Source organism: Streptomyces sp. NPDC060002, from assembly GCF_042737245.1.
Classification (GTDB): domain Bacteria; phylum Actinomycetota; class Actinomycetes; order Streptomycetales; family Streptomycetaceae; genus Streptomyces.
This window is the reverse complement of the sequence record NZ_JBHWUW010000022.1, coordinates 1-16,697: the sequence shown is the minus strand read 5'-3', so window position 1 is coordinate 16,697 and position 16,697 is coordinate 1. Positions and strand designations below refer to the sequence as shown.

Below are 16,697 nucleotides of genomic sequence, written 5' to 3'. Positions count from 1 at the left end.
TGCGGCTTTCCCTCACAACCGAACATATCTCGCCCGGACGGATGTCGTCACCCTCTACTGCGGCGTACCTCCGTTCAGGCGAATTGGCCCTCTCATTACCTGCAACGACGCGACTTCCCGCTCAGTTCCGGTTTATTTCGAAAGAGTCCGGCGACGCGGCGACCACGGCCGCGCAGAGCACTTCACCGGCTCCGCCCACGTCGTCCGACGGTCTCACCGACACCCCGTCCGCGCCTCCCTCCTTTGCTCCCGACAGCTTCTTGCTGTCTTCCCGAGTGATACCCACGTACCCGGCCGTCGCCCCTTCACCACACAACGCACCCTTCGCCTCCTCCCCACACCGCCCACTGTCCCCCTGTCCCGCCCGCTCCGCCGCCGCAGCCACCCGAACCGCCCGCACCGCCCGCGCGGCCTCAGCCAGCGAGGCGCCCGTCGTGACCACGTCGTCGACGAGAACCACCGGCCCACCGCACAGCACCCGCGCACCCCCGGGGACCACCGTCAGCGCGCCCACCAGGTTGTCCAGGCGCTGCCTGGAGCCGAGCCCCGACTGGTCGGCCACGGGCCGCCGCTGCCGCAACACCGCGGCCACCCGCGCCGACACCCCCGCCCGCCGCAACTCACCGGCCGCCGCCAACGCGATACGCCGCGCCGGATCATGCCCACGCGCCCGCACCGCGGCCCGGGTGGAGGGGACGGGGACGAGCAGAAGGTCTCCGAGGGGGTGGGGGCCCTCCCCCTCCCCCCACCCCACCTCCCCCACCCCCGCCCGCACAGCCCCCGCCAGCGCCGCGCCCAGCGGTCGCGCCAGTGTCAGCGCGCCGCGTTCCTTGTGGGCCAGCAGCGCCGCCCGTACCTCGTCCGCGTACCGGGCCGCCGCGTGCACGGCGGGCAGCCCGGGCGGTTCCGGCACCGGGCGGACCCGGAACGGCACGGCCCCGCTCAGCGCCGCACGGCATTGGGGGCAGAGCACCGTACGCGCGCTTCCGCAGCCCCCGCACTCGGCGGGCAGCACCAAGCCGGCGAGCTCCTGCCACCACCTGCGAACGCCTTCCACGTCCACTACTGTGCCGATGCGGGAAGCGGCCCGCCACCCCTGTGGAAAACCGCCCGGAGAGCCCTGTGGAAAACTCTCGGGAAGGCGGACGAGGGCGGACCGAAGACAGACCGGAGGCGATCGGAACAGCAAAAGGAGCCGGTGAAAAGCGGCTCCGAGAAACCCCGGGCCAAAGGAAGACGGGGTCCGAGGAGTTCACCCGGAACCCCTGGCCCACTCCAGCCCCCCGAGTTGTACACCCCGAGCCGCCCCGAGCCGCCCCGCACCCCCGCCTCGCGCCCCACACCCGGCACCCAGCGCCCGGCACCCCGACCCCGGGGCAAAGATCACCCGGGGTAGAACGCGACCGAAGCGGTTTCCTTCAGCGTCCGCCACCCGCTTCCGCTGGGCAGCCACAGCAGCCCGTCCTTGGAGGTCGCGAAGAGCGGGATGTCGCTGTCCTCGGAGGCGGCGATGCTCGTGACCTCCGTGAGGCCGGGGAGTGTTCCCGCCTCGGGGACAGAGCCGTCGCACTGCGCGTACTGCACCTGCTGCACGCCGCCGGCCTCTCGCCCGACGACCACGAGCCGACTGTCCCCGGCCCACGACATGGCCGTGACCTGTTCCAACTCCGGTGTCGCGGAGCGCAGTTCCTGGAGCGACACGGACGGCTGCTCGCCGGTGCCCGGGCCTCGTTCGATCCGTCCGATGAGCAGGGACTGCTTGCCGCCCTTGTCGACTATGAGCGCGATCCGCACCCCGTCGGCAGCCACCCGTACGGCGTTGATACGGCCGTCGAGTCCCGGGGTCAGCACCTCCAGGGGCTGGCCGCCGCCCTTCTCCAGCAGGAGCAGCCGAGGCGCGGCGGGGTCGCGGTCGGCGACCCACAGGTCGCCCAGGGCGTCCCAGCTGGGGGTGGTGAGCCGGTCGGTCTCCGTCTTGCCCTTGCTCTGGAGTACGGGGTCGCCGATGGAGCTGCCGGAGACGGTGGAGGTGACGTAGAGCGTCTTGCCGTCGAGGGCGACTCCGGCGGCGCTGTGTTCGTCGCGGGCCACGGCCACCGAGCGCAGCGCCTTGGTGCCGTCGCCGAGCGCTCCGGGTACGGGGTCGCCCTTGGTGTTGCCGCTGCCGCTCGTCATCCGTGCGAGGCGGTGCTGGCCGTCGATGAAGTACAGGTAGCCGGGGTTGGTCTCGGAGCCGCGTGCGGCGACGGCCCCGGCCCGCTCCTCGCTGAGGGAGCACAGCTGGGTGCCGCCCGCGCGCAGCGCGATCTCGTCGACGGCGGGGGTCAGGCTGCGCAGGGAGAACAGCAGTTGGGCCGCCATCTCGTCGCACTTGCCCTGCCCGATGTGGGCGGCCTTGTCGTTCAGCGGCACGGTGAGCTTGTTCTGGTCGTCGAGGGCCAGCGCGGTGACGCCCTTGGGCAGCGCGGTTCCGGTGGGGAAGCTGGATCTGACGACGGGGCGGAGCCAGCTGGTGGGTCCGGTGAGCACGGAGCGCACCATCTGCGTCAACGGGTCGACGCGTTCACGGACGTAGACGGGGTCGGCGACGGCCATGGGCTGCCGGGAGCCGTCGGCCGTGGTGTTGGAGGCGAAGTAGTACTTGTTGACGGACACGTAGTTGCGCTGGAAGTCCGACTTGCCCATGACGACGCCCTGGGGAAGGGCGTCGATGCGCCACTGCCCGTTCTTCTTGTCGCGGCTGAGGTGGACCACCTGGCCGTAGTTGCCCGAGGCGGGCGCGTACGACTGCTGTGCGTCGACGGTGGCGACCCGTGTGCCGGTCAGGGTGTACGAGTAGTCGTCGCCGTCGTCTCTGGTCCCGGTGGGTCCGGCATCGGTCGCCGGCCCGTCAGTGAGGACCGTCGTCGACCGTTCGGGCTCCCATTTCTGGGCGGCTCTGTCGGTCAGGTACTGGCGGGCCGTCGCGTAGCCCGGGTCGTCGCTGGTGAGCGCTTCCAGGAAGCCCTGGACGATCTCCAGGGGCTGTGCGTCGTCCCGGGGCGGCATCGCGAACACCCGTACCTGGGTGTCCTGGCGTGGTGTGGACTCGACGCCGCGCAGATCCCCGCTGTCGGGCATCGAGGCGCACCCGGCCAGCAGGACGACGCCACAGGTGGCGTACGCCACCGCGCGCCCCGGCGTGCGCCGGGTTCCCCCCTCGCGCCACTCAGCGCCCACGGAATGCCTCCCCTTGCTCGTTCGAGCCCTTCGCCCCGGCGCTCTGCCGGTCCGAAGTCCCCCTCAGCACCGTTTCCCGCGCGTCACGCGCGTCACCCGTGCCGGCCGATTCCCCCGTACCACCCGTTTCCGGCTGCTCCGTATTCTCGCCGCGCACTCCCCCACCTGTCCCACCTGCCCTACCTGCCCCCGCAGCCCGGGGTTCGTCCTCTCCGCGTCCGCCGCCGCCCGGGGCGGGCCGGGGCACCACGCGCGCGCCGTTGCCGGGCAGCGCCGTCGGGTCGGCCGAGGGCGTCGCGGCGCCCATCCGGGGTGTGAGCGAGCTCCGGGCGGCCGACAGCTGTTCGCCGACGGGCTGTACCGGCACCGTCGCGCTCTTCTGGCCGCCGCCGCGCGGCAGACCGGCCTCGTCGAGGTCTCCCCGGTTGCGGCGGGAGTCCTTGGGCTCGAGCGGTATCGGCGAGCCCCGCAGCGGCTCGTCGGCGGTCCTGGGCAGCGTCAGCCGGAACTGCGAGCCGCCGCCGGGCTCTCCCCAGGCCTGCAGCCAGCCGCCGTGCAGGCGGGCGTCCTCCAGGGCGATGGACAGCCCCAGACCGGTACCGCCGGTGGTACGCGCGCGTGCCGGGTCGGCGCGCCAGAACCGGCTGAAGACGCGGGTGGCCTCGCCGGGCTTGAGACCGACGCCGTAGTCGCGCACGGCTATCGCGACGGCCCCGCCCGCGGCCGCCAGCTTGACGATGACGTCCTTGCCCTCGCCGTGTTCCACGGCGTTGACCACCAGGTTCCGCAGCACCCGCTCCACCCGCCGGGCGTCGGCCTCGGCGACGACGGGCTGCTGGTCGCCGATGACCCGTACGTTCGTCCCCTTGCGGTCGGCGAGCGGCGCGGCCCCGCTGACGACCCGCCGGACGACCTCCCTGAGGTCGATCGGCTCGGCCTCGAGGGCGGCGGCGCCGGCGTCGAAGCGGCTGATCTCCAGCAGGTCCGCGAGCAGTGTCTCGAACCGGTCGAGCTGGTCGGCGAGCAGTTCGGCGGACCGCGCGGTGATGGGGTCGAAGTCGACCCGGGCGTCGTGGATGACGTCGGCGGCCATGCGGACGGTCGTCAGCGGCGTCCGCAGTTCGTGCGAGACGTCGGACACGAACCGTCGCTGCATCCGTGACAGGTCCTCCAGTTGCTGGATCTTCAGCTGGAGGTTCTGGGCCATCTTGTTGAAGGCTTCGCCGAGGCGTGCGATGTCGTCCTCGCCGGTGACCTTCATCCGTTCCTGGAGCCGCCCGGCGGACAGCCGCTCGGCGATCCCGGCGGCCATCCGCACCGGCGTGACGACCTGGCGCACCACGAGCCAGGCGATGGCCCCGAGGAGTACGACGACGAACAGACCGGCGGTCGCCAGCGTCCCCTTGACCAGGCTCAGCGACTTCTCCTCCTGCGTGAGCGGGAAGAGGTAGTACAGCTCGTACGGATCGCCGTTGGGGTCGTTGACCTGCTTGCCGATGACCAGGGCCGGCTGGGAGTCCTTGTCGCTGAGGTAGATGATGCGGGAGTAGCTCTGGGCCGCGCCGGTACTGCTGTAGACCTGCTCGCGCAGTTTCTCCGGGACGCTCTTGTCGGGGTCGACGAAGCCCGAGGCGCGCGGCCCGCGGGCGACGCCGCTGACGTCGCCGGGGGGCAGGGTGACCACGTCGAAGGCGCCCTGGCCGCCGCTGGACAGCGACAGCACGAGCTCGCTCATCCATTCGATGACGTTCTGCGAGGCGCCGCCGTCGGCCGGGGTCCCGTCATCGGCGCCCGCGCCGGCGGCCTCGTCGGCCTTCTGCTTGGCCACGGCGAATCCGCCGGTGGCCTGGCTCTGGGACGCCTTCACCTTGGCGTCCAGCAGCCCGTTGCGCACCTGCCCGATGACGACGAAGCCCAGCAGCAGGACGACGCCCAGCGACATCAGCAGGGTCGTGACGACGACCTTGAGCTGGATGTTGCGCCGCCACAGCCGCATGACGGGCAGCAGCGGCCGGCGCACCCAGCGCAGGAGCAGCCTCAGGACGGGGCTGCCCTGCACCCCGCCCTGCAACAGCCCCCCTTCGAGGAGGCGTGCGAAGCGCGAACGCGGCGTCCTACGGCCGACAGGCCGCTCCGGACGGGCCCCGGAACGACCGGGGGCCGAAGCGGCACTGTCTCCGGACATGTCAGCTCGGTCCTGCCTTGTATCCGACGCCACGGACGGTCACCACGATCTCCGGCCGCTCAGGGTCCTTCTCGACCTTGGAGCGCAGCCGCTGGACGTGCACGTTCACCAGGCGGGTGTCGGCGGCGTGCCGGTAGCCCCACACCTGCTCGAGGAGCACCTCGCGGGTGAACACCTGCCAGGGCTTGCGCGCCAGCGCGACCAGCAGGTCGAACTCCAGCGGCGTCAGCGCGATCGACTGACCTTCCCGCTTCACGGAGTGACCGGCCACGTCGATGACGAGGTCGCCTATGGCGAGCTGTTCGGGCGTCGGCTCCTCGGACCTCCGCAGCCGCGCCCGGATCCGGGCTACCAGCTCCTTCGGCTTGAACGGCTTCACGATGTAGTCGTCGGCGCCGGACTCCAGACCGACGACGATGTCGACGGTGTCGCTCTTCGCCGTGAGCATCACGATCGGCACGCCGGATTCCGCCCTGATCAGGCGGCACACCTCGATGCCGTCCCGGCCGGGCAGCATCAGGTCCAGCAGCACCAGGTCGGGTTTCGCCTCACGGAAAGCGGCCAGCGCCTTGTCACCGTCGGCTACGAAAGACGGCTCAAAACCTTCACCACGCAGCACAATGCCGAGCATCTCGGCCAGTGCGGTGTCGTCGTCGACGACAAGGACTCGTCCCTTCATAAACGACATCATCCCATTCTCATAACGGTGAAGGCGGCGCAGGTGAGAAGGCTCACCGGCCAGTGACGATAGTCGTACGGGGCGGTCACTGTCTGCCCGGGTCCGCCGACGTCGATGTCAGCACCGATGTCAGGCGGTCCAGACACACGACTCGGCGCACAGACGTCGTGACTCAGCGGAAGCCCACCCGGTCGTTCGCGTGACGACGCGGCGCTGAGGTGCCGGGGTGGGCCGGGTGAAGGATGCCCCAGGTTCCCGAGAGGGCTGGGCTGGTGGCATCGGCCGGACAGGAAGCTCCCACGCGCGCACCGCCCGGAACGCTCCTACGGTTGAACGAGGACGTGGCGCCCGCGGATACCGTTTCCGTCCGCCTCCGCCGCGCACACCATCTCGGCGTCGTCGGCGCCTTAAGGAGGCCATTCGGCATGTCCACAGCATCCGACACCCCGGTCCTGGACACCCTCGCCGCCATGACCATCGACTCTCTCGAGCGATGCGGTCTGCCGCCGGACACGCTCATCCTGACCCGCATCGCCGCGCTCGCGGCCTCGGACGCGCCCCCCGTCTCCTACCTCGCCCACGTCGACCCCGCGCTCAGGGCCAATCTGACCGCCGCTCAGGTACAGGACGTCCTGGTCGCCATCGCCCCCATCGTGGGCACGGCCCGCGTGATGACGGCAGCGGGCAACCTCGCCGCGGCGCTCGGCATCGCCATCGCGGTGGCCGACGCGGAGATCGAGGCCGAGATCGAGGCCGGAAGCTGAAGGGAACAACCCCCAACGCTCATTGTGCGCCCGGCGATTCGCCGCTCCGTCCCTCGACTGCTGGGGCGTCCTGGTGGGTTCTGCCCTGCTCGACGGCCGACACCAGCAGCCGGGCCGCGACACCGACCAGCAGCAGATTCATCGTCATCTGCCCCGTTGCCAGCAGCCGGGCCGGTTCGCTGCGCGGGCTGATGTCGCCGAAACCGACAGTGCTGAACACGGGCACGGTGAAGTACAACGCGTCGGATCTCGACAGCGGCTCGCTGAAGCTGTCCGACGCGCTGTGATCCATCAGGAAGTACGTCGTCGCGAACAGGAGCAGATAGAGCGGAAGCGTCGTCCCCAGGGTTTCCATGGCCCGCAGTTCGGGCCGCTGGGACAGCGAGATCTTCCGGATCTGCCGGGACAGGAGCAGTGCCACGGCGACGATGCCGCCGACAAGCCCGAGGACCGTGCTGGTGGTGAAGGCCGAATCGAGCGGCAACAGGTAGTAGACGGCGACGAGGAACGCGGCGCTGAGCAGCGAACGCACGACGGCGCGCCTCGACTCCCGGCGGCTCCTACGCGGTGTTCTGTCCATGCTTCCCCCGATGCACCCGATCCCGTAGCCACGCTGCCGCGCCGGCTCCTGGTCCAACTTCCCCGCCGCCCCGGGCACCGGACGGCAGGCGCACCCTGGCGCACCGTGTGGTCACCGGGATGGCGGGCCATCACACCGCGGGGCCGCCGAAACCGGAGGAGTACGCGATGGCCGCTTCTGGCTCCCGCCGTGAGACGACGTCACCGAGTGGCTGGGACTCCCGCCTGTACTGGCAGTGGATCGCGTACAACACGATCGCCTTCGTCATCGTCCTGTCCGCTGGCTTCCTGCTGGCACTGCTGGGGGACGACGCCCTCCACCTGGAAGTCTCCAGCCACCACGTGGCGATCGCGCTCTTGATCGCCACCCTGGGGGCCGCGCTGTTCGGAGGTGTCCTGGGAGCTCTGCAATGGCTGGTCGTCCGACAGCGGGTGCCCCTCCCCCGCAAGGTGTGGATCACCGCCAACATCGGCCCGGCACTGCTGGCCTGGCTCCTGGTCATCATGCCTGCGGTGATCAGCGCCCAGGACACCGACAACGACATGTCGACGGCCTATCTCCTCGCCGCCAGCCAGAGCCTGGCCCTCGGCCCCCTGCTCGGCCTGTCCCAGTCCCTCGTCCTGCGCGAGGCGACGACCCGCTGGGCCTGGTGGATCGGCGCGAACCTGGCCTCGTGGCTCATCGTGGACGCCGTCATCTACCTGCTGTCACGGCTGACCGACGACCTCGACGTCCTCACCGGTGACGGATCGCTCGCCGAGATCTACCTGACCTTGATCGCCACGACACCACTGACCGGCCGAGCCCTGCTCTGGGTCCTCGCCCCCTCCGCCCTCACCGCTCCGCAACGTTCCCCGGCACCGTGACACGTGCAGCTGCCAGGCCGGGAGCATCCCCTTCTCAGCACGGTGAAGAACACGCAGGCGAGCAGGGTCACCTGCCAGTGACGACGGTCGTACGGGGCGGTCCCTGTCCACCCCCGACCTCCGCAGCCGGTGTGGGCTGTGGTCCCAGCGGGAAATCTCGGTGCGGTCGGCGCCGTCCAGTGGTGGGATGCGCCGCATGAGCGACCCGTTGCGCGACCGCATCGAGCGGTACTACGCCACCGTGCCCCTTCTGTTCGCCGGCGCCGAGGACTTCGGCCCCCTGCGCCTGTTCGTACGGAAGGAACCCGGTGCCCCGTACTACGGCGGCCCCAGCCACGCCCGGCCCACCGGCGCGGCCCCCGTGGGCGCCGCCGACATCGCCCGGGTGCGTGCCCGCCAGCGTGAGCTCGGTGTGCCGGAGGCGTTCGAATGGCTGGCCGAGTCGGCGCCCGCGCTGCGTGCCCGGCTGGAGGCCGCCGGCCTTGTGGTGCTGCGACGCCCGCTGATGGTGCTGCCGCCCCACCACCCGCTGCCCCCGCAGCCCCTGCCGGACGGCGTGACACTGCGCGCGCTGACCGCGGACGACCCCGCCCTGCCCGCGGCGCTCGCCGTCCCGCCCCTGGCCTTCGCCAAGGAGCCCCTCGCCAAGGAGCCCCTCACCGGGGAGCCCGGCGCCGCGGCGGGCCCGGCGGACCGCGCGGAGCTGTCGAGGCGGTCCGAGGCGCTGACCGGGGACGGCACGCCGGCCGCGGTCCGCTCCACGATCCGCGCCGGACACAAGACCCTCGTCGCCGCCCTCGCCCCGGACGGCACGCCCCTGGCCACCGGCCACTACCACCCGGCGAACGCCACCACGGAGATCGGCGGCGTCGGCACCCTTCCCTCCGCCCGCCGCCAGGGACTGGCCGCCGCCGTGACAGCGGCCCTGGTCGCCCACGCCCGCGCCCACGGCGTCGAGACGATCTTCCTCGCCTACGCGGAGGAGACCGTCGCCCGCATCTACGCCCGCCTCGGCTTCCGCCCCGCAGGCACGACCCTCCTGATCGCCGACCAGCCCGCACGCTCGTAGGCCCGAGCCCGGCTCACACGGCCGGCCGACGGCTGGTCGGCGGGCGGCCGCCGGGCGGTCGCCGGGCGATCGGCGGGTGATCGGCGGGTGATCGGCGGGTGATCGGCGGGTGATTCGAAGGGCGGTCAGAGTGCCGCCCCCGCACCTCCCTGGCGCGCCCTGCCACACAGCTCGGCGAGCGCATCGGCCGTCACCGGCGACACCGCGCCTTCCTCCGTGACGATCGCCGTCACCAGCTCGGGCGGCGTCACGTCGAACGCGGGGTTGTACGCCTGGGTCCCCAGCGGCGCCACCGGAATCCCGCCGCCCGCTCCCGTCACCGGCGCCTGGGCCACCATGGCCTCCGTCACCTCGAACCCGGGTCGCTGCTCCACCTCGATGGACGCCCCGTCCGGCGTCTCCAGGTCCACCGTCGTCACCGGCGCCACCACGATGAACGGCACATGGTGGTACCGCGCCAGCACCGCGAGCGGATAGCTCCCCACCTTGTTCGCCACCGACCCGTCGGCCGCGATGCGATCCGCCCCGATCAGCACCGCGTCCACCTCCCCCGCCGCGAAGAGCGAACCCGCCGCGTTGTCCGTCAGCAGGGTGTACGCCATGCCGTTGCGGGCCGCTTCGTACGCCGTGAGGCGGGCGCCCTGGAGCAGCGGACGCGTCTCGTCCACCCACAACCGGCGAAGCCGACCCACCCGGTGCGCCGCGAGCGCCACCGCGAACGCCGTCCCCTCCCCGCCCGACACCAGCGCACCGGTGTTGCAGTGGGTGAGGACCCGGTGCCCGCCGCCCGGCAGCAGCTCGTCGAGGAGCGCCAGCCCGTGCCCGGCCATCCGGACACTGGCCTCGGCGTCCTCACGGTGCAGCTGCCGCGCGGCCGCCAGCGCGGCCCGCGCGCCCTGCGCCGGGTCGCCGCCCCCGGCGAGCTCCCCGCGGTACGCGGCCCGGGCCCGGCACACACCGACGGACAGGTTCACCGCGGTGGGGCGGGCGCCCGCGAGCGCGTTCGCGGCCTCGTCCACGTCGAAGCCACGGGCGGCGGCGAGCGCGACACCGTACGCCCCGGCGATCCCGAGCAGCGGCGCCCCGCGCACGGCCAGCGAACGGATCGCCTCGACCAGCGCGGACGCGTCCGTACACACCAGTTCGACTTCCTCGGCCGGCAGTCTCGTCTGGTCGAGAAGGACCAGCACGGGACCTTCCGGTAGCTCCTCCCAACGGATCGCAGGTATCTCGGCCGGCCGCTTGTCCTCGCCGGATTGCGCGTACTGATCAGCCATGCGGTCAGTCTGCCCCCGATCCGGCGGACAATTGAAGGTGTGCAGCCCCTACCGCGGCCGGTCACCCGATCAACGCCCCATGGCACGATGGCTCCCAACCTGCCGCCGCGCCCGCGGACGGGCACCGTGAAGGAGCGACGATGAAAGACACTCCGGGCTGGGCCTCGCCCGGATCCGCCCCGTCCGACGGACAGGAGCCCGGCGCGTCCCACCCCGCCGAGCCCACGGACCGCCCCGCCGGCGCCCAGCCCGCGGACCAGCCGGGCACGAACCCGCAGAGCCCCGGCACGAAGTGGTCCAAGGAACAGCCCCCGCCCGGCCCCGGCCAGTGGTCCGCGCCCGCAGGCCCCCAGGACCCGGGCCGCAACGCGGGCCAGACCCCGCCGCCCCCACCGCCTCCGCCGCCCGGCCCCGGCTGGGGCGCCCACCCGCCCGCCGGACCCGGCGGCGGATACCCCCGCGGCCCCGCAGGCCCCGGACAAGGCGGCTACGGCGCTCCCGGCTGGGGCGCGGGCTGGGGCGGCCCCCCGCCCGCGGCGAAGCCCGGCGTGATCCCGCTGCGCCCGCTCGCCGTGGGCGAGATCCTCGACGGCGCCGTCGCCACGATGCGCACCTACTGGCGCACGGTCCTGGGCATCTCGCTGACCGTCGCCGTCATCACCCAGATCTTCGTCGTCCTGCTGCAGGGCCTCGTCCTGGACGCCACCACGGACACGACCGCGTTCGGCGACCCGAGCGCCACCGCCGACGAGCAGCTCAACGCCATGGGCGACGCCATGCGCGCCTCCGGCCCCGTCCTCCTCATCACCCTCATCGGCACCATCACGGCGACCGCCCTGCTCACCGCCGTCACCAGCCGGGCGGTGCTCGGCAAACCGGTCGCCCTCGGCGAGGCCTGGCACGACGCCCGCCCCCAGGTGCTCAAGCTGTTCGGCCTGATCTTCCTGCTGATGCTCATCGCCGCCGCCACCGTCCTCGTGTGCCTGCTGCCCGGCATCCTCGTGAGCGCCGCCGGAAACTCCGACGCGGGAGCCGCGCTCAAGGCCTTCGGCATCCTCGGCTCGATCGTCCTGGTGCTGTGGCTGCTGATCCGCCTCTCCCTCGCCTCGCCCGCGCTGATGCTGGAGAAGCAGAGCATCAAGAAGGCGCTCGGCCGTTCCGTGAAGCTCACCCGCGGCTCCTGGTGGCGTGTGTTCGGCATCCAGTTGCTCGCCCTGATCATCGCGAACATCGTCGCGATGATCGTCGTCGTCCCCTTCGCGCTCCTCGGTGCCGCCCTGAGCGACGGCGGCGTCAGCGGGATGGTCGACGCGAGCAGCGACTACGGCTGGACCTACCTGATCGTCAGCGGCATCGGTTCGGTCATCGGCTCCATGATCACCTTCCCGATCTCGGCGGGAGTCACCGTGCTCCTCTACGTCGACCAGCGCATCCGCCGCGAGGCCCTCGACCTCGACCTGGCCCGCGCCGCGGGCCTCCAGGGCTACGGCGCCTCCGCTCCCGGCACGACCACGGGGAGTTGATGCGGTGAGCCTGGCGGGGGGAGTCCTCACCGCGGTACCGCTCCCGGGCGCCCTGCCCCTACGGGCACCGCTGCCCGGCTTCACCGACGCGGCCCCGGCGGCCCTGCCCCGCGCCGCCGAAAGGGCCGTGGCAGCGCTGCTCCGAGCGGGCGACGCGGCCGCGCTGTCCCTGGCGGCCCGCTCGGACGACGAACCGCCGCTCACCGTCCCGCGCGACCCCGCGCGCGAGGCGGCCCGCCGTGAACTCTCCAAGGACCTGTACCACCAGAACGACCCCAGCCTGTTCCAGCGCGCCCTGGACACCCTCTGGGACTGGATCGGCGACCTGTTCGACACCGCCTCGACCGCCACCCCCGGCGGCACACTCGGCCTGGTGGTCGTCATCCTGGCCCTGGCAGCCGTCGTGGGCGCCCTGTGGTGGCGCCTGGGCTCCCCGCGCCGCCGGCCCACCTCCGCCTCCGCACTCTTCGACGACCGTCCCCGCAGCGCCGCCGAACACCGCGCGGCCGCCGAGGCACACGCCGCCCAGGGCCACTGGAACCAGGCCGTCCAGGAACGCATGCGCGCCATCGTCCGCTCCCTGGAGGAACGCGCCCTCCTCGACACCCGCCCCGGCCGCACGGCCGACGAGGCCGCCGCCGACGCCGGCCGCACCCTGCCCGCCCACACCGACCGACTCCGCGCCGCCGCCCGCGACTTCGACGACGTGACGTACGGCGGCCGCCGCGCCACCCAGCAGTCGTACGGACGCATGGCCGAACTCGACCTCGACCTGGAGCGCACCAAGCCCCGACTGACGGCTAGCAGCAGCCACACCGCGGCCCATCCCGCCCACCGGGGAGCCGCCCCATGACGACCGAGGCCACGCTCCCGTCCACCTCGGCCTCGCCCACCGCCCTGCGGCTGTGGACCCGCGCGCGAGGCGTCACTCTCGCGCTCGTACTGCTCCTGGCGGGCGCCGTCACGCTCGCCGCCCTCCAGTCCGACGCCCGCCACGGCGCCCTCGACCCGCGCTCCGCCGACCCCTACGGCAGCCGCGCGGTAGCCGAACTCCTCGCCCACCGCGGCGTGTCCACCCGCGTGGTCACCACCCTGGCCGAGGCCCGCGCCGCGGCACGCCCGGACACCACTCTCCTGGTCGCCGCCCCGGACCTCCTGGCGGAACGTCAGCAACGGGACCTGCACGCGTCGATCGCCGGCTCGGGCGGCCGGACCGTCCTCGTCGCCCCCAGCGGCTGGTCCGTGGGAACCCTCGCCCCCGGCGTGACCGCGGACCCCGCCAACAGCCGCGGCTCCGCGCTCTCCCCCGACTGCGCGCTGCCCGCCGCGCGCCGTGCCGGCACCGCGGAGACCGGCGGCATCCGCTACACCACCCGCCACCTCGACGCCGACGAGTGCTACCCCAGCGAGCGCCTGGCCACCCTGCTCCGCATCCCGGACACCTCCGGCGACGGCGACACCGTGGTCCTCGGCGCGCCCGACATCCTCCACAACAACCGTCTCGACGAACAGGGCAACGCCTCGCTCGCCCTCCAACTCCTCGGCTCCCGCAGCCATCTGGTCTGGTACCTCCCCTCGCTCTCCGACACCGCCGCCACCGACCCGGACGACGAGAAAAGCTTCTTCGACCTGCTCCCCTCCGGCTGGCTCTGGGGCACACTTCAGCTGTTCGTCGCCGCAGCCCTCGCCGCTCTCTGGCGGGCACGCCGACTCGGCCCCCTCGTGCCCGAAAGGCTCCCCGTGGCGATCCGCGCCTCCGAAACCGTCGAAGGCCGCGCCCGCCTCTACCGCAAAGCCGACGCCCGCGACCGCGCGGCCGCCGCTCTTCGCTCCACCACCCGCATCCGCCTCGCCCCTCTCCTGGGCGTCCCCGTCACCCAGGCGCACACGCCCGAGGCACTCGTCCCCGCCCTGTCCGCCCAACTCCACGGCGACGGACAGTCCCTGCACTCCCTCCTCTTCGGCCCCCCGCCAGGCGACGACGCGGCCCTGATCGCGCTCGCCGACCAACTCGACGCCCTCGAAAGAGAGGTACGCCGTCCATGATGGACCCGACCACTGACATCGCCGGGAACACCGGGGATCCGGGCCGCGCCCGCGCCTCCCTGGAGGCCCTGCGCGCCGAGATCTCCAAGGCCGTGGTCGGCCAGGACCCCGCCGTGACCGGCCTCGTCGTCGCCCTCCTCTGCCGCGGACACGTTCTCCTCGAAGGAGTCCCCGGAGTGGCCAAGACGTTGCTCGTCCGCGCCCTCGCCTCCGCACTCGAACTCGACACCAAGCGCGTCCAGTTCACCCCCGACCTCATGCCCGGCGACATCACCGGCTCCCTCGTCTACGACACCCGCTCCGCCGAGTTCTCCTTCCAGCCCGGCCCGGTCTTCACCAACCTCCTCCTCGCCGACGAGATCAACCGCACCCCGCCGAAAACCCAGTCGTCCCTCCTCGAAGCGATGGAGGAACGCCAGGTCACCGTCGACGGCACCCCGCGTCCGCTCCCCGACCCGTTCCTGGTCGCCGCGACCCAGAACCCCGTCGAGTACGAGGGCACCTACCCCCTCCCCGAAGCCCAGCTGGACCGCTTCCTCCTCAAGCTGACGATCCCGCTCCCCTCCCGCCAGGAGGAGATCGACGTCCTCACCCGCCATGCCGAGGGCTTCAACCCGCGCGACCTGCACGCTGCCGGCATACGCCCCGTCGCAGGACCGGCCGACCTCGAAGCGGCCCGCGCCGCCGTGGCCAAGACGACGATCTCCCCGGCGATCACGGCCTACGTCGTCGACATCTGCCGCGCCACCCGCGAGTCCCCGTCCCTCACCCTGGGCGTCTCCCCCCGAGGCGCGACCGCCCTCCTCGCCACCGCACGCGCCTGGGCCTGGCTCACCGGCCGCGACTACGTCATCCCCGACGACGTCAAAGCCCTCGCACTCCCCACCCTCCGCCACCGCGTGCAGCTCCGCCCGGAAGCCGAGATGGAAGGCGTGACGGCCGACTCCGTCATCAACGCGATCCTCACCCACGTCCCCGTACCCCGCTGATGGCGCTCACCGGACGCACCGCGCTCCTCGCGGCCCTGGGCTCCCTCCCCGTCGGCATCTGGGACGCCGGCTGGACGGGCATCCTCGCCGTCAACGCCCCCCTGGCCGTGGCCTGCGCCTGCGACTTCGCCCTGGCCGCCCCGGTACGCCGACTGGGCCTCACCCGTTCCGGCGACACCTCCGCCCGCCTCGGCGACCCGGCGGACATCACCCTCACCCTCACCAACCCGTCCCGCCGCCCTCTGCGCGCCCACCTCCGCGACGCCTGGCCCCCCAGCAGCTGGCAACGAGGAACGGAGACAGAGGCATCCCGGCACCACCTGACGGTCCCGCCCGGCGAACGCCGCCGCATCACCACCCGCCTACGCCCCACCCGCCGCGGCGACCACCAGACCGACCGCGTCACGATCCGCTCCTTCGGCCCCCTCGGCCTCTTCTCCCGCCAAGGCACCCACAAGGTCCCCTGGACCGTGCGCGTCCTCCCCCCGTTCACCAGCCGCAAGCACCTCCCGTCGAAACTGGCCCGCCTACGCGAACTGGACGGCCGCACCAGCGTCCTCACCCGAGGCGAGGGAACGGAGTTCGACAGCCTGCGCGAATACGTTCCCGGCGACGACACCCGCTCCATCGACTGGCGCGCCACGGCCCGCCACGCATCGGTCGCGGTCCGCACCTGGCGCCCCGAACGCGACCGCCACATCCTCCTCGTCCTCGACACCGGCCGCACCTCCGCCGGACGCGTCGGCGACGCCCCCCGCCTCGACTCCTCCATGGACGCGGCGCTCCTCCTCGCCGCGCTGGCCTCCCGCGCCGGCGACCGAGTCGACCTCCTCGCCTACGACCGTCGAGTACGCGCCCTCGTCCAGGGCCGAACAGCACGCGACGTTCTCCCGTCCCTGGTCAACGCCATGGCCACCCTCGAACCCGAACTGGTCGAGACGAACGCCCGTGGCCTCACCGCCACAGCCCTCCGCACGGCCCCCCGACGCTCCCTCATCGTCCTCATGACGACGCTGGACGCCGCCCCGGTCGAGGAAGGCCTCCTCCCCGTCCTGCCCCAGCTCACCCAGCGCCATAAGGTCCTGGTGGCATCGGTCGCCGACCCTCACATCGCCCATATGGCCACTTCCCGCGGCAACGCCGAGGCGGTCTACGAGGCGGCGGCAGCAGCCCAAGCCCAGGCAGAACGTCATCGCACAGCCGACCAACTCCGCCGGCACGGCGTCACCGTCGTCGACGCGACACCGGACCAACTGGCTCCCGCACTCGCAGACGCCTACCTGGCACTCAAGGCAGCGGGACGCCTATAAAACAAGCGACCTCTCTTGAGAGAGCCCATCGAAATAACCTTGCCCTAAACGCAGAAAACCCCCGCACCATAAGGTGCGGGGGTTTCCCGTAATATTTGTTCGGCGGTGTCCTACTCTCCCACAGGGTCCCCCCTGCAGTACCATCGGCGCTGTGAGGCTTAGCTTCCGGGTTCGGAATGTAACCGGGCGT

The 16,697-nt window shown here is 72.4% G+C and carries 14 protein-coding genes and 1 rRNA gene; 8 read left to right on the top strand and 7 right to left on the bottom strand.

Going from position 1 to position 16,697, the window contains the following annotated elements; all coding sequences use genetic code 11:
• Window positions 1-121: 121 nt before the first annotated feature.
• The 4 genes from ACFWBD_RS20515 to mtrA all read right to left on the bottom strand — a co-directional run bounded on the left by ACFWBD_RS20515 (window position 122) and on the right by mtrA (window position 6,095).
• Window positions 122-1,057 carry a ComF family protein gene (locus ACFWBD_RS20515; RefSeq protein WP_385668392.1) on the bottom strand — a complete coding sequence of 312 codons (936 nt, stop codon included), beginning with the start codon at window positions 1,055-1,057 and terminating at the stop codon, window positions 122-124.
• A 326-nt stretch (window positions 1,058-1,383) separates the two neighbouring features.
• The gene (locus ACFWBD_RS20510; RefSeq protein WP_385668389.1) at window positions 1,384-3,219 is read right to left on the bottom strand and encodes an LpqB family beta-propeller domain-containing protein; all 1,836 of its coding nucleotides are present in this window, start codon (window positions 3,217-3,219) and stop codon (window positions 1,384-1,386) included.
• Window positions 3,209-5,404 (bottom strand): MtrAB system histidine kinase MtrB, encoded by a 2,196-nt coding sequence (gene mtrB, locus ACFWBD_RS20505; RefSeq protein WP_385668386.1) that lies wholly within the window; start codon window positions 5,402-5,404, stop codon window positions 3,209-3,211. Before mtrB ends, ACFWBD_RS20510 begins: the two co-directional genes overlap by 11 nt.
• A gap of 1 nt (window position 5,405) precedes the next feature.
• Window positions 5,406-6,095 carry a two-component system response regulator MtrA gene (gene mtrA, locus ACFWBD_RS20500; protein ID WP_385668383.1) on the bottom strand — a complete coding sequence of 230 codons (690 nt, stop codon included), beginning with the start codon at window positions 6,093-6,095 and terminating at the stop codon, window positions 5,406-5,408.
• A gap of 413 nt (window positions 6,096-6,508) precedes the next feature.
• On the opposite strand from mtrA, the gene ACFWBD_RS20495 reads away from it, so the two are divergent.
• Window positions 6,509-6,847 (top strand): carboxymuconolactone decarboxylase family protein, encoded by a 339-nt coding sequence (locus tag ACFWBD_RS20495; protein ID WP_385668380.1) that lies wholly within the window; start codon window positions 6,509-6,511, stop codon window positions 6,845-6,847.
• Window positions 6,848-6,866: 19 nt separating this feature from the next.
• Here ACFWBD_RS20495 and ACFWBD_RS20490 read toward each other — a convergent pair whose 3' ends face one another.
• Complete coding sequence (locus ACFWBD_RS20490; RefSeq protein ID WP_385668377.1) at window positions 6,867-7,379, bottom strand: potassium channel family protein; 513 nt, start codon at window positions 7,377-7,379, stop codon at window positions 6,867-6,869.
• Between the two features lie 215 nt (window positions 7,380-7,594).
• Here ACFWBD_RS20490 and ACFWBD_RS20485 point away from each other — a divergent pair, with 215 nt between their 5' ends.
• Both ACFWBD_RS20485 and ACFWBD_RS20480 read left to right on the top strand, forming a co-directional pair.
• Window positions 7,595-8,293 (top strand): hypothetical protein, encoded by a 699-nt coding sequence (locus tag ACFWBD_RS20485; RefSeq protein ID WP_385668373.1) that lies wholly within the window; start codon window positions 7,595-7,597, stop codon window positions 8,291-8,293.
• A 187-nt stretch (window positions 8,294-8,480) separates the two neighbouring features.
• Complete coding sequence (locus ACFWBD_RS20480; RefSeq protein ID WP_385668370.1) at window positions 8,481-9,362, top strand: GNAT family N-acetyltransferase; 882 nt, start codon at window positions 8,481-8,483, stop codon at window positions 9,360-9,362.
• Between the two features lie 125 nt (window positions 9,363-9,487).
• Here ACFWBD_RS20480 and mtnA read toward each other — a convergent pair whose 3' ends face one another.
• The gene (mtnA, locus tag ACFWBD_RS20475; RefSeq protein ID WP_385668368.1) at window positions 9,488-10,639 is read right to left on the bottom strand and encodes an S-methyl-5-thioribose-1-phosphate isomerase; all 1,152 of its coding nucleotides are present in this window, start codon (window positions 10,637-10,639) and stop codon (window positions 9,488-9,490) included.
• 140 nt (window positions 10,640-10,779) lie between these two features.
• Between mtnA and ACFWBD_RS20470 the strand changes: the two genes are divergently transcribed.
• Genes ACFWBD_RS20470 through ACFWBD_RS20450 form a run of 5 tightly spaced genes read left to right on the top strand, consistent with a single transcriptional unit; the run spans window position 10,780 to window position 16,507 of the window.
• Window positions 10,780-12,162, top strand: coding sequence for a glycerophosphoryl diester phosphodiesterase membrane domain-containing protein (locus tag ACFWBD_RS20470; RefSeq protein ID WP_385668366.1), 1,383 nt, complete (start codon window positions 10,780-10,782; stop codon window positions 12,160-12,162).
• 4 nt (window positions 12,163-12,166) lie between these two features.
• Entirely contained in the window at window positions 12,167-13,015 is an 849-nt protein-coding gene (locus tag ACFWBD_RS20465) for a DUF4129 domain-containing protein (protein WP_385668364.1), read from the top strand.
• A complete protein-coding gene (locus ACFWBD_RS20460) occupies window positions 13,012-14,208 on the top strand; it encodes a DUF4350 domain-containing protein (protein WP_385668362.1) in 1,197 nt (398 codons plus the stop codon). The genes ACFWBD_RS20465 and ACFWBD_RS20460 overlap by 4 nt, the downstream gene beginning before the upstream one ends.
• The gene (locus ACFWBD_RS20455; RefSeq protein ID WP_385668360.1) at window positions 14,205-15,197 is read left to right on the top strand and encodes an AAA family ATPase; all 993 of its coding nucleotides are present in this window, start codon (window positions 14,205-14,207) and stop codon (window positions 15,195-15,197) included. Before ACFWBD_RS20460 ends, ACFWBD_RS20455 begins: the two co-directional genes overlap by 4 nt.
• The gene (locus ACFWBD_RS20450) at window positions 15,197-16,507 is read left to right on the top strand and encodes a DUF58 domain-containing protein (protein ID WP_385668358.1); all 1,311 of its coding nucleotides are present in this window, start codon (window positions 15,197-15,199) and stop codon (window positions 16,505-16,507) included. The genes ACFWBD_RS20455 and ACFWBD_RS20450 overlap by 1 nt, the downstream gene beginning before the upstream one ends.
• A gap of 97 nt (window positions 16,508-16,604) precedes the next feature.
• Here ACFWBD_RS20450 and rrf read toward each other — a convergent pair.
• Window positions 16,605-16,697: ribosomal RNA gene (gene rrf, locus ACFWBD_RS20445) — 5S ribosomal RNA — on the bottom strand; the annotation flags it as partial.

What these genes read in the sequence shown, in the direction of transcription:
- mtrB (WP_385668386.1), bottom strand. Translation starts at nt 5,404, where the DNA reads ATGTCCGGAGACAGTGCCGCTTCGGCCCCCGGTCGTTCCGGGGCCCGT.
- mtrA (WP_385668383.1), bottom strand. Translation starts at nt 6,095, where the DNA reads ATGATGTCGTTTATGAAGGGACGAGTCCTTGTCGTCGACGACGACACC.
- ACFWBD_RS20495 (WP_385668380.1), top strand. Translation starts at nt 6,509, where the DNA reads ATGTCCACAGCATCCGACACCCCGGTCCTGGACACCCTCGCCGCCATG.
- ACFWBD_RS20485 (WP_385668373.1), top strand. Translation starts at nt 7,595, where the DNA reads ATGGCCGCTTCTGGCTCCCGCCGTGAGACGACGTCACCGAGTGGCTGG.
- ACFWBD_RS20480 (WP_385668370.1), top strand. Translation starts at nt 8,481, where the DNA reads ATGCGCCGCATGAGCGACCCGTTGCGCGACCGCATCGAGCGGTACTAC.
- mtnA (WP_385668368.1), bottom strand. Translation starts at nt 10,639, where the DNA reads ATGGCTGATCAGTACGCGCAATCCGGCGAGGACAAGCGGCCGGCCGAG.
- ACFWBD_RS20470 (WP_385668366.1), top strand. Translation starts at nt 10,780, where the DNA reads ATGAAAGACACTCCGGGCTGGGCCTCGCCCGGATCCGCCCCGTCCGAC.
- ACFWBD_RS20460 (WP_385668362.1), top strand. Translation starts at nt 13,012, where the DNA reads ATGACGACCGAGGCCACGCTCCCGTCCACCTCGGCCTCGCCCACCGCC.
- ACFWBD_RS20455 (WP_385668360.1), top strand. Translation starts at nt 14,205, where the DNA reads ATGATGGACCCGACCACTGACATCGCCGGGAACACCGGGGATCCGGGC.
- ACFWBD_RS20450 (WP_385668358.1), top strand. Translation starts at nt 15,197, where the DNA reads ATGGCGCTCACCGGACGCACCGCGCTCCTCGCGGCCCTGGGCTCCCTC.